At 40.6% G+C, this 12,182-nt stretch carries 10 protein-coding genes, 1 other RNA gene and 1 pseudogene; 3 read left to right on the top strand and 9 right to left on the bottom strand.

Annotation, left to right across the window (positions count from 1 at the left end; genetic code table 11):
- Window positions 1-6 precede the first annotated feature (6 nt).
- The 6 genes from gndA to STO1_RS01765 all read right to left on the bottom strand — a co-directional run bounded on the left by gndA (window position 7) and on the right by STO1_RS01765 (window position 5,531).
- Window positions 7-1,431, bottom strand: a complete 1,425-nt coding sequence (gene gndA / locus STO1_RS01790) for an NADP-dependent phosphogluconate dehydrogenase (protein ID WP_096421690.1) — start codon at window positions 1,429-1,431, stop codon at window positions 7-9.
- Between the two features lie 75 nt (window positions 1,432-1,506).
- Window positions 1,507-2,949, bottom strand: a complete 1,443-nt coding sequence (gene mapZ / locus STO1_RS01785; RefSeq protein ID WP_061588438.1) for a cell division site-positioning protein MapZ — start codon at window positions 2,947-2,949, stop codon at window positions 1,507-1,509.
- Complete coding sequence (locus STO1_RS01780) at window positions 2,946-4,118, bottom strand: THUMP domain-containing class I SAM-dependent RNA methyltransferase (RefSeq protein ID WP_084917717.1); 1,173 nt, start codon at window positions 4,116-4,118, stop codon at window positions 2,946-2,948. The genes mapZ and STO1_RS01780 overlap by 4 nt, the downstream gene beginning before the upstream one ends.
- 83 nt (window positions 4,119-4,201) lie before the next feature.
- Window positions 4,202-4,583: RNase P RNA component class B (rnpB, locus tag STO1_RS01775), an RNA gene on the bottom strand.
- A 22-nt stretch (window positions 4,584-4,605) separates the two neighbouring features.
- Window positions 4,606-4,932 carry a cell division regulator GpsB gene (gene gpsB / locus STO1_RS01770; RefSeq protein WP_007520632.1) on the bottom strand — a complete coding sequence of 109 codons (327 nt, stop codon included), beginning with the start codon at window positions 4,930-4,932 and terminating at the stop codon, window positions 4,606-4,608.
- A 71-nt stretch (window positions 4,933-5,003) separates the two neighbouring features.
- Window positions 5,004-5,531 carry an SLOG family protein gene (locus tag STO1_RS01765; RefSeq protein WP_007520633.1) on the bottom strand — a complete coding sequence of 176 codons (528 nt, stop codon included), beginning with the start codon at window positions 5,529-5,531 and terminating at the stop codon, window positions 5,004-5,006.
- 66 nt (window positions 5,532-5,597) lie between these two features.
- On the opposite strand from STO1_RS01765, the gene recU reads away from it, so the two are divergent.
- The 3 genes and pseudogenes from recU to STO1_RS01745 form a co-directional block, all read left to right on the top strand.
- Window positions 5,598-6,194 carry a Holliday junction resolvase RecU gene (gene recU / locus STO1_RS01760; RefSeq protein WP_007520634.1) on the top strand — a complete coding sequence of 199 codons (597 nt, stop codon included), beginning with the start codon at window positions 5,598-5,600 and terminating at the stop codon, window positions 6,192-6,194.
- The gene (gene pbp1a, locus STO1_RS01755) at window positions 6,191-8,368 is read left to right on the top strand and encodes a penicillin-binding protein PBP1A (RefSeq protein ID WP_084939319.1); all 2,178 of its coding nucleotides are present in this window, start codon (window positions 6,191-6,193) and stop codon (window positions 8,366-8,368) included. The genes recU and pbp1a overlap by 4 nt, the downstream gene beginning before the upstream one ends.
- A 357-nt stretch (window positions 8,369-8,725) precedes the next feature.
- Window positions 8,726-9,094 (top strand): annotated as a pseudogene (locus STO1_RS01745) (transposase); the annotation flags it as partial.
- A 9-nt stretch (window positions 9,095-9,103) separates the two neighbouring features.
- Here STO1_RS01745 and STO1_RS09865 read toward each other — a convergent pair.
- From STO1_RS09865 to STO1_RS01735, 3 genes are all read right to left on the bottom strand, one after another.
- Window positions 9,104-9,397: an IS30 family transposase gene (locus tag STO1_RS09865; protein ID WP_231870004.1), complete on the bottom strand. Its 294-nt coding sequence runs from the start codon at window positions 9,395-9,397 to the stop codon at window positions 9,104-9,106.
- 51 nt (window positions 9,398-9,448) lie between these two features.
- Window positions 9,449-9,784, bottom strand: a complete 336-nt coding sequence (locus tag STO1_RS09860) for a hypothetical protein (RefSeq protein WP_231870003.1) — start codon at window positions 9,782-9,784, stop codon at window positions 9,449-9,451.
- A gap of 266 nt (window positions 9,785-10,050) precedes the next feature.
- Complete coding sequence (locus STO1_RS01735; RefSeq protein WP_084939322.1) at window positions 10,051-12,033, bottom strand: peptide ABC transporter substrate-binding protein; 1,983 nt, start codon at window positions 12,031-12,033, stop codon at window positions 10,051-10,053.
- Between the last annotated feature and the right edge of the window lie 149 nt (window positions 12,034-12,182).

The raw sequence follows: 12,182 nt of genomic DNA, 5'->3' as shown, positions 1-12,182 counted from the left end.
ACCTACTTATTTTTCGTCATACCAAGAGTAGTGGAATGTTCCTTCTTTGTCTTTACGTTGGTAAGTGTGAGCACCGAAGTAGTCACGTTGTGCTTGGATCAAGTTAGCTGGAAGGTCAGCTGAACGGTAGCTATCAAAGTAAGTAATGGCTGCTGAGAAAGTTGGTACTGGTACACCAGCTTGAACAGCAAGTGCTACGATATCACGTACAGATTGTTGGTATTTCGCTGTTACATCCAAGAAGTACTCATCCAAAAGAAGGTTGGCAAGGTCTGCATCACGGTTGTAAGCATCAGTGATCTTTTGCAAGAAACGAGAACGGATGATACAGCCAGCACGCCAGATAGATGCGATGTCCGCAAATGGCAAGTTCCAGTTGTTTTCTTTAGAAGCTACACGCAATTGGGCAAAACCTTGTGCGTATGAAATGATTTTTGAGAAGTAAAGGGCTTGACGAATCTTTTCAATCAACTCAGCCTTGTCTCCTTCAAACTTGAAGGCGGCTGGTTTTGGAAGTACCTTGCTAGCATGTACACGCTCTTCTTTGTAAGTAGAGATGTAGCGGGCAAATACTGACTCCGTGATGAGTGACAATGGTACACCAAGGTCAAGTGATGATTGGCTAGTCCATTTACCAGTTCCTTTGTTACCTGCAGCGTCAAGGATGTAGTCTACGATTGGTCCTTCTTGACCTTCATCGTCTTTACGGCTTAGGATATCAGCTGTGATTTCAATCAAGTAGCTGTCCAATTCACCCTTGTTCCACTCAGTAAAGATTTCAGCCATATCTTCTGCAGAAAGGCCTAGCAAGTGTTGCATAAGGTCATAGCTTTCTGCGATCAATTGCATGTCACCATACTCGATACCGTTGTGAACCATTTTCACATAGTGACCAGCTCCATCAGGACCGATGTAAGTCACACATGGTTTGCCATCTTCTGGTGCTTTAGCTGAGATTTCTTCGAGAACATCAGCAACCAATTCGTAGGCTTCTTTTTGTCCACCAGGCATGATAGAAGGACCTTCAAGGGCACCTTTTTCACCACCAGAAACCCCAGTACCGATAAAGTTGATACCTGAGTTTGCCAATTCTTCATTACGACGGATGGTATCTTTGTAGAAAGTATTTCCTCCATCAATCAAGATATCACCCTTGTCAAGGTGTGGAAGAAGGGCTTGGATCGTAGCATCTGTACCAGGTCCAGCTTGAACCATCAGCATGATGCGACGAGGCTTCTCGATTGAGTTTACAAAACTTTCCACGTCATAGCTTGGTACAAATTTCTTTTCTGGATGGCAAGCAATCATGTCTTCTGTTTTTTCTTTACTACGGTTGTAAATGGCAACTGTGTAGCCACGAGATTCGATATTTAGGGCAAGGTTACGACCCATTACGGCCATACCAACAACACCAAAGTTAGCTTTTGTCATAAGACACTCCTCTTGTTTAATATGTTTTATTTTATCATTTTTACCTAGGAAAGGAAAGGATTTTGTAACGGACTCCTAGTAGTCCAAGTCATCCGCGTGACCAGCTCCATTACCGACAAAGTACCCCGTCTTACAGTTGAGAGTAAAGAGATAGGTTCCATCTGGTTTGTAAAGGTTGTAATAACCATTTCCGTTTACGATATTGACCCGTTCTAGGATATATTGATTGCCAGTGATATAACCGCGAGCACGTGATGTTGCTAGGATTTGTTCCAAAACACCATCTGCAAAAGTCCAAGCAGGGTTGTTGCTATCGTCTACAGCTGTTTGGTTGTATGGCACACGACTAGCACTTCTTTGAAGGTTGACACCATCGCTAGACAAACCACCATTCGTATCTCTAGCTGGTGCTGTGGTACTTGTTGAAGGTGTAGTGCTGCTCGCATTGCTTTCTGTAGCTGAACTTGAACTTGCTTGACTAGAGCTTGAGTTTGAACTAGAAGCACTGGTTTGTTGGCTCTTACCAAGGCTAATGGCCTTATCCAAGAGCTTGTCTAATTCTGTGTTACCTGTTTTGATTTCTGTAAACTTAGCGTCTGCCTTGGCCTTTGCATTAGTATCCAAGATACCATCAGTAATAGCTGGACTTTCAAAGAGGGCATTGACATCTTGGATGGCCTTGATTTGAGTTGCTAAACTATCGTATTTTGACTTAGCTAATGTATGATCACGACTGCCTTCTAACTTATCTAGCAAGGTTTTCAGTTGACTCAACTTATCGAACTGGCTATTTTTTAACGCTGTCTTATTTTCATCTGTATAGAAGGAATCATAGAGCGTATTAAACTCTTGCAAGTCAGTTTGCGATTCCTGATTTCCTGAAGATGATTGAGAAGACTGGATTTCTTGGCTCGAACGAGATACCTGACGGTAAACATAATACGTCCCAGCAAGAACAAGAATTGCAGCTACCACAGAAACGATGGTAATCACACGTCTCTTTTTAGAGCCTGTTTCAGGTTCCGTCTGTACTGATCGTGATAGGGAAGTATAGGTTTCTTCTTGTTTCTCATTTTCCTCATTCATTTCCTTGGATGCTGTTTCTGTTAAAACGAGAGGCTCTATTTCAGTACTTTCCTCATCTTGAAGCGGGGAAACAAACTGAGTAGTTTCTTCATTGTCTATCTCTTCAATAGATTTCTCAATAACTACATCTGACTCTTCTACCTCTCCAGAAGTCTCACTAGATTCTCGCACTTCTTGAATCATATCTTCTAGACTTTGAGTAGAAGCCAGTTCTTCTTTTTTAAACTGACGAGTTTCAAACTTGTCGGCTTCGATTTCTTCACGGTGCTGTTTGATGTATTTGTCCAAGATATTGTCCTCAGGCAATACTCCAGCTTCCACCTCTTCGTTCTTACGAATTACTTGACCAACAGTCAAATCTTTTGCTTCATCAAAGCCGAATTTGGGTTCTTGATGTCCTTTTTTATGACGATCATGTCTTTTCTTGCTCATGAGTTTACCTTTCTATTTACCTCTTGGCGTTTCACACGCTGACCAAAGTATTGATACAAATCCACTTTTAAGGTTCCGTTATAAAGTTTTCGTTTTTTATCTGCTGGACTTCCATACTTACTTTCAAAAGCTTCGTCACTGGTCAGGATAAACTTACTCCAGGTTTTCAGTGGCGCAAAGACCTGTCCCATCTCAGCATAAAGTTTCGTAACTCCTGCATCATCGGACAAGCGCTCCCCATATGGTGGATTGGAAATGATGACTCCATTTACCTTGTCTGAGCGCAAATCTTGTACCCGCATTTGCTTAAAGGCGATATCTCCTGCAATACCTGCTGCTTGGGCATTTGCCTTGGCAATTTCTACCATACGAGCATCAATATCACAGCCCATGATATCCAGTTCTATCTCACGATTAATTTTCTTAGCAGCATCAGTACGGACCTCTTGGATTAACCGATCGCTAACCCAGTTCCATTCCTCAAAAGCAAAGGAACGGCGAAGACCCGGCGCCATCTTTCTGGCAATCATAGCCGCCTCAATACAGAAAGTTCCTGAACCACAAGTCGGATCAATCAAGGGCTTGTCTGGATACCAGTTAGATAGTTGTAAAATGGCCGCTGCCATATTTTCCTTGATTGGCGCTCCACCTTTTTCCGTACGATAACCTCGTTTAAAGAGGCTAGAACCTGTCGTGTCAATCATAACAGTTGCCACATCCTTAAGGATGGACACCTCAATCTTAAACTCAGGACCAGTTTCCATCAAAGGAACTCCTTCCGGGCGGGCATAGTGTTTTTGTAATTTCTTCACAACAGCTTTCTTAGAAATGGCCTGAACACTGGGCTCGTTATGAAGTTTTGACTTAACACATTTGGCCTTTGAAATCGGGAAACGTGCTCCTAGCGGGAGATAGTTTTCCCAATCTAGAGCAAAAACACCTTGAAAAAGCTCTTCAAAGGTCTTAGCTGGAAAGCTTCCAACTACAATCTTGATGCGATCCGCTGCACGAAGCCAAAGATTGGTCTCAATGATTGCCTTCACATCTCCTTGGAAGCGGACACGCCCATTTTCAACCTGGCAATCATAACCAAGGTCTCGCACCTCACGTCCAACGACAGCCTCAAGACCCGCCGCAGCAGTTGCGATTAAATTAAATTGTTCTTTCATTTCTAGTCTTGCAAGACCTTTCTTTTGTTCACTTTAAAAAATGAGGTTGAGAAAGATTTCTCAGCCCCAACCTATATGCAATTTTCTATAAGCCATGTTTTGTTCCAGAAGTGACTAGGACCACTTCCTTCGATAATCATCTGTCTACCACTAACAGCATAAATCTGCTAGTAGTCAGAGTACTACGTTCGTTTCCGTGCACTCCATGCCCCGACCAAAATTTGGGTTGCTAGCTTGAGGGGTTTACCGCGTTCCACTCTCTCCGTTTCCAGAAAGACTCCGTCACTGTGGCACTTTCAAGCCTATTCTGACCTATCCGAAGACTTAGCCATTTCGACTGCCGTAACGATCTCTCGTCCCTAGGCTTATGGTTTCGCCTAGCACAAACACTACAGGCATCACAGCCTGTGCTAGCATGGACTTTCCTCATGAAAAGAGATTCTCTTCACGCGATTATCCAAAAATTGCACTCATCCCTTACTCAATATCAATCTTGATTGTCTAAGACTTGCTTACCAAATACTTCTTTTTCGAGACGATTTAAGCGTTTCAAAATATCAAAATTTGTCATCGAGGTAGAAGCGGCAACTTCGATAGAATCAGGCTGAGTTGGAGCCGCCTGTGGTTTACGAGACAACTCCTCCTTCAAATCGGCAATTTCTTGGCGAAGGGATTTAACCAAAGCCGCGTAGGTTTCATAATCCTTAATCACATCATCTAGGAATTCATCCACCTCTGCTCTGCTATATCCACGTACTTCGCGTCCAAACTCTTGTTCAAAAATATCTTTTGCTGAAAATATAATACTTGCCATGTCTCTCTCTCCATTCTGGGTTACTAGTATTATTATATAAAAAAAGACAAGTAAAAATCAAGGTCAAAGGGTTACTTTTCAGAAAAATTTTCTGCTAGTTCATTCAAATCCTCAAATGTTAATCGTCTTGTAACATAGTCCGCTTGATTTTTCATCATTTGATAAAAATATTGTAACTTAGTTTCCTTTTCTTCATCATAAAAAAGATAGCAAATATCTGTGTTCTCCAGTAAGAATTTCTGATAATCACGTAGTTGTCCCTTGTGTTCATACTGTGAATAGGCATATTTGACAAAATCAACTTGCTTGAATTCGCTCAACTTCACTTGATTGGCTTCATTCCAGTTACTGCCATGGGTTTCAAAATCAAAAATGGTCGCCAGCTGAAATCCATAGTCTATTTTCATGTCTTTTGCCACCTGAAGCACCCAGTACTCAAAGCCCAGAGCCCCAGTAAATACAAGCCAGTTCACCCCTTCCTCCGCTAAACGCTCCAGGTCTCTCCGAATAGCTGTTTTGATAATATCAACGCGAATATCCTTATCATTAAAGAGACCAAGGTCGAAGGCAGAATAGCCTAAAATCAAGGCTGTTGTCATTTTTAACCCTTTCTTTGTAAATTTATGATATAATAGAGTGATGTTATTGTACCAATAAGGAGAATTATGGTCAACTATCCACATAAAATTTCATCACAGAAGAGACAAGCTCCCCCGTCACAAACTAAAAATTTCGCAAATCGGGGAATGTCTTTTGAAAAGATGATCAACGCTACGAACGACTACTATTTGTCACATGGGCTAGCAGTGATTCACAAGAAACCAACTCCCATCCAAATCGTACGTGTCGACTATCCCCAACGAAGTCGAGCTAAGATCGTTGAAGCCTACTTCAGACAAGCTTCAACCACAGACTATTCAGGGGTTTATGATGGATATTACATCGACTTTGAAGCAAAGGAAACTAGGCAAAGAAATGCAATTCCGATGAAGAATTTCCATCACCATCAGATTCAGCATATGGAACAGGTCCTTGCTCAGCGAGGAATCTGCTTTGTCCTTCTTCACTTTGCTTCTCAGCAAGAAACTTATTTATTGCCGGCCATTGACTTGATTCGTTTCTATCATCAAGATAGGGGACAAAAGTCAATGCCACTTGGATATATTCGAGAAAATGGATATAGGATTGAGCCTGGTGCCTTTCCCCAGATTCCCTATCTCGATATTATCAAAGAACATTTACTAGGTGGTAAAACAAGATGAACAAACAAACTATCCTGCGAATAGCTAAGTATGTCAGCATCTGTCTCTTAACTGTATTTATCGCAGCAGTTGTGCTAGGTGGAGGACTCTTCCTCTACTATGTTAGCAAGGCTCCAGCCCTATCTGAAAGTAAACTAGTCGCTACAACGTCTAGCAAGATCTATGACAAAAACGATGAACTCATTGCCGATCTCGGATCAGAACGTAGGGTCAATGCACAAGCAAACGAAATCCCTACGGAGTTGGTTAATGCCATCGTCTCAATTGAGGACCATCGTTTCTTTAATCACCGTGGGGTTGATACTATTCGTATCCTCGGTGCCACTCTACGAAATCTTCGTGGTGGTGGAGGCCTACAGGGAGCTTCAACCTTAACGCAGCAGCTGATTAAATTAACTTATTTCTCTACATCAACTTCTGATCAAACCCTTTCTCGTAAGGCTCAGGAAGCATGGCTCGCCGTCCAGCTAGAACAAAAAGCGACTAAACAAGAGATCTTGACCTACTACATCAACAAGGTTTACATGTCAAACGGTAACTACGGAATGCAGACGGCTGCTCAAAGTTACTATGGCAAAGACCTCAAAGATTTGAGTATTCCTCAATTGGCCCTCCTTGCCGGAATGCCTCAGGCTCCAAACCAGTATGATCCATACTCACATCCAGAAGCAGCTCAAGAACGCCGTAATCTCGTCCTCTCTGAGATGAAGGGACAAGGTTACATTACAGCCGAACAATATGAAAAAGCGATTAATACTCCGATTACAGATGGACTTCAAAGCCTAAAATCGGCTAACAGTTATCCTCCATACATGGATAATTACCTCAAAGAGGTGATTGACCAAGTTGAACAGGAAACAGGTTATAACCTTTTAACTACGGGTATGGAAGTCTACACAAACGTTGATTCTAAGGTTCAACAACGTCTCTGGGATATTTACAATACGGAAGAGTATGTCAACTATCCAGATGATGAGTTGCAAGTGGCTTCTACGATTGTTGATGTCACAAACGGAAAAGTTATAGCCCAACTAGGTTCTCGTCACCAATCAAGCAACGTTTCCTTTGGAATCAACCAAGCTGTTGAAACCAACCGAGACTGGGGATCAACGATGAAGCCAATCACAGATTATGCCCCAGCTTTGGAGTACGATATCTATGATTCAACTGCTTCAATTGTTCACGATGTTCCTTACAATTATCCTGGAACAGACACTCCCGTCTACAACTGGGATAGAAGTTACTTTGGAAACATAACACTCCAGTATGCTCTCCAGCAATCACGGAATGTTCCAGCTGTAGAAACCTTGAATAAGGTTGGTTTAGACAGAGCCAAAACCTTCCTAAATGGACTTGGTATTGACTATCCAGATATGCACTATGCAAATGCCATTTCAAGTAATACAACTGAATCTGATAAAAAGTATGGAGCAAGTAGCGAAAAGATGGCTGCTGCTTACGCGGCTTTTGCTAACGGTGGTATCTACCGCAAACCGATGTATATTAACAAAATTGTCTTTAGTGATGGCAGTTCGAAAGAATTCTCTGATCCTGGTACTCGTGCCATGAAAGAAACGACAGCCTATATGATGACAGATATGATGAAAACTGTCTTGGCATATGGAACTGGTCGAGGAGCCTACCTCCCTTGGTTGCCACAGGCTGGTAAAACTGGTACATCAAACTACACGGATGATGAGATTGAAAACTACATCAAGAACACTGGTTATGTAGCTCCAGACGAAATGTTCGTTGGGTATACTCGTAAATATTCAATGGCCGTTTGGACTGGTTACTCGAATCGCCTGACTCCTATCGTTGGTGATGGCTTCTATGTTGCTGCTAAGGTTTACCGTTCGATGATGACTTATTTATCTGAAGATGATCATCCTGATGACTGGACTATGCCAGAAGGACTCTACAGAGGTGGAGAATTCGTCTTTAAAAAGGGTGCACGTTCTGTGTGGACTGCTCCTCAGCAAAGTTCAACACCTGAAAGCTCGACACCTGAAAGCTCGACACCTGAAAGCTCTAGCTCAACTTCAGAGAGTTCTAGTACGCAAGAAAGTACAACAACTCCAAATTCGGGTACGAGCGAAAACAATACACAACAACCAAACCCAAGAACCAGCGAGCAAAATCAAACACCCCAGATACAACCTCGAAGACGATAATTAAACCCAATTTAAAAATGATCAAATAGTGTTAAAAGGTTAAAATCCATATCATTAAATATTATTAAATTATTCTCCTTTATTCAGAAAAAACTAGATAGTTTTTTCTGAATAATATGCACAGCCATCTTGAACTGCACCCCAATCGTTAGACATAAAATCTAACGATTGGGGTGCTATTTTTATGAAATTAAGTTATGAAGACAAGGTTCAAATCTATGAGCTCATAAAACAAGGTCTAAGCTTTGACCAGCTTTCAAAAAGATTTAGGGTGGATGTTTCTGGACTAATGTACATGATTCGCCTGATTGACAGGTATGGGATAGCCATTGTCCAAACAGGAAGAATAATTATTATTCTCCAGATTTGAAACAAGTTCAGACCATGCTTGAGAAGATATTTCCAACTAAATCATATAGTGGAACAATCCTTCACCGTGACCAAGGCTGGTAATATCAGTACCAATCTTATAATCAGTTTTTAGAGAACAAGGGCATTCGTCCATCTATGTCACGTAAAGGGAACAGTCCTAATAATGGAATGATGGAATCTTTCTTTGGAATACTTAAATCTGAGATGTTTTATGGCTACAAGAAAACGTTTAAATCATTTAAGTGATTGGAACAAGCCATTGTAGACTACATTGATTATTACAACAACAAACGAATTAAAGTCAAACTAAAAGGATTTAGTCCTGTTCAATACAGAACTAAATCCTTTGGTTAAATTAATTGTCTAACTTTTGGGGCTCAGTACATTCCCAATTAGAAAATTTTTCCCACAATCAAAAGTTATCGACTTAAAGAGATGACTGGGAACTTGAGACAACCATTGATTGATGGAGGCCTCAATATCACTTGCTTTCCGTCCATTGATTTTCAGTGTGATGATGGCTTTTGAGCAGCGTTCTACTGAGGTAATGACTGCAATTTTGTGTTTCTCGCCAACAATGGTATCTCCTTCTAGGTGACCAAATTCTGTCTTAAAATTAGGATAACTGTTTGCTCTCTCACATAAATCTCTGCGCAACGCTTGTTTTCCTCGTTTTTCGCTATGACCATTTGGTTTTCTTTTACCTATCTAAGGGAGATCCTCTTTCTTTAGAATACCGCGGTCTGCTAGTCGATAGAGAGTTCTCATAGAACAAGAAATCCTATCTGGATAAGCTCCCTTAATGACATCAAGGCTCCAATTTTGTTCTAAATGAGTTTGGATAAAGTCTTTTTCTGATTTCGTAAGACTGGTTTTATTCCTGCCACAGAGTTTTTTATTGACTTTATATCGCTTATAGTAATCATAAGCAGAGCGCCTCTCTTTCAGATAGTTGATGACATTGTAGACTGTCTGTTTTGATCTGCCAAGTGAAGTCACAATATCTGAAACTTTTATGTTTTCTTGATAGTAAGCCTCTATCATTACAAGCTCGTCTGTGGTAAGATGAGTATAGGTTATTTATGTTAGTTCCTTTCAGACAAATGTGGTAGTTTATCTGAGCCTAACATAGATGGCTTTTTCTGTCTAGATTAATTTTACAAATTGGGCATTTAAAAAACTCTATATATAACATATATAATAAATAAACCTATTACAGACATTATAGAAATAAAATTAGAAAAATAATGTATGTAAAATGGATTTAGTATCTAAAAGAAAACTAAATCCATTCTATTATTTCGTAAAAGTTATTTCACATGGTTTGCGAGGTCTTCTTGAGCCTTTTTATTTGACTCTTCTTTTTCTTTCAACCAGTTTTCTTGAGCTTTTTGATACTCTTCTGTTGTTACCGCCTTGTCTTGTACATCTAGGTATTTATACAAGAGGGCTTCGCTCATACCCTTGTTACCAGAGTATGCAAACGGGAGTGTAAATGGTACCATCTTAGACAACATTGGACGACCAGTTTGAGAAGTTGTTGGGATGAGCAAGGCACTGTCTGTCAACCAAGCTTGGGCAGCAGCATATTTTTCATAACGTTTTGAAACGTCAGTAGTTTCTTCCCCAGCTTCCACAACCATTTTTTCATAGTCTTCCAAACCAACTTGCTTAGCCGCAGCATTGTTAGTTCCAGAGTCAAATCCTAGGTAAGTCTTTGTATTTTCCCCTACAGATGGTTTGATAATATCAAGGTAGGTAGAAGGGTCTGCAAAGTCTGGAGACCAACCCACATTATCTGAGATATCCCAATCTTCGCCAGCAGCTGTTTCCGCAAAGTAAGTGATGTTCAAGACATCGTCTTTTTGAAGTTGTTGGATATCGACAACCACATTATCAGATCCTAAGTTTTCTTCAACTGACTGTTTAAAAGATTGGACACGTTGAACTTTTGTTGTATTGGTTTGGTCTACAGGCATATCCAAGTGGATTGGGAATTTCACACCTTCTGCTTGGAGAGCTGTCTTAGCTTTAGCAAACTCTGCTTTGGCCTTATCTGGGTTGTAGAGTCCATCCTGAGCATCATCCAAGTTCACGTTGCTCCACTCGTCACCATAAGTCACCAATTTGTCTTTGACCATTTCGCCAAAGTTCTTTCCATCTGCCTGTACAAATGTAGGTGGAACAAACAAGTTACGAAGCAGTTTAGTTGCCCCGCTTGCACCATTCACTTGAGAAGCATAGGCTGTTCTATCGAAACCAAAAGCAAGGGCTTGACGGAAGTCTTTGTTGAGAAGTGCTTTCTTAGTTGATGTCTTCTGTTCATCTGTAGTCTTAGATGTAAATTTATATGACTGACGGTCAATGTTAGTACCTACTAAGTAAGTAGATGAATCCTGTTGGGTATAAACAATGTTATCCTTAAATGATTTCTCAGTCTCTGGATAGCTAGCACTAGTTGGGAAGAGACGAGCCATTGTAAAGCTACCGTCTTTAAAAGCTTCAGTTGGTTTGTTGGTATCTTGACCATCCCAGAATGATAATTTAACCTTATCGATATGGACATTGTCCTTATCCCAGTAGTTAGGATTTTTCGCAAATTCGACAGAAGATTTAGCAACAATTGATTTGAGTAAGAATGGACCATTGTAGAGAATGCTACTTGAATCAGTTCCCTTAGCGAAGTCATCCCCTTTGGAGTTCAAGAACTCTTCATTTACTGGAGCCAAAACTCCCATCGTTGTCTTAGAATTCCAGAAGCTTTCTGGCTTGTTCAATGTGTACTGAACTGTATAATCATCAAGAGCCTTGATTCCTACTTGAGAGAAGTCTGTAATTTCTCCTTTAACATAGGCGTCCAATCCTTTGATTGATTCTTGAACTAAATAAAGACCATCAGATTTTTTATCAGCAGCATATTTAAGTCCTGTTACAAAGTCTTGAGCTTTGACTTCTGCGTATTCCTCACCTTCAGAGGTATACCATTTTGCATCCTTACGAAGCGTATATGTGTAAGTCAAGCCGTCCTTAGATACAGACCAATCCTCAGCCATAGATGGCACAAAGTTACCATAGCGGTCATTTTCGAGCAAGCCATCAATAACATTACTGGTAATATTTGCAGTAGCTGCCTTACCAGTTGTCAAATAGTTGAGGTTGTCAGGGTCTGTTTCATAGATATATGAGAAGGTTTTCTCAGATTTTGCACTCGATCCTGATCCAGAGCACGCAGCCAGAGTACCAGCTGCCAATAATGTCACACCCGCAAGGGCAAGTAATTTTGAACTTTTCATCATTTTCTCCTTTAAAATTTACATCCCATTATAGACCCTTTTTAGAGAAATGTCAACAGAATTTTCTGAACTTTCTACTTAATTTGGTAAATTCTGAAAAATACTTTTAAGGATATTCTAAAGTAATAACTGTTCGTCTCTCTTGCGCT

Source organism: Streptococcus oralis subsp. tigurinus, from assembly GCF_002356415.1.
GTDB classification, from domain to species: Bacteria; Bacillota; Bacilli; order Lactobacillales; family Streptococcaceae; genus Streptococcus; species Streptococcus oralis_F.
Note: the sequence above shows the minus strand (reverse complement) of the source record. Positions and strands in the feature narration are given on the sequence as shown.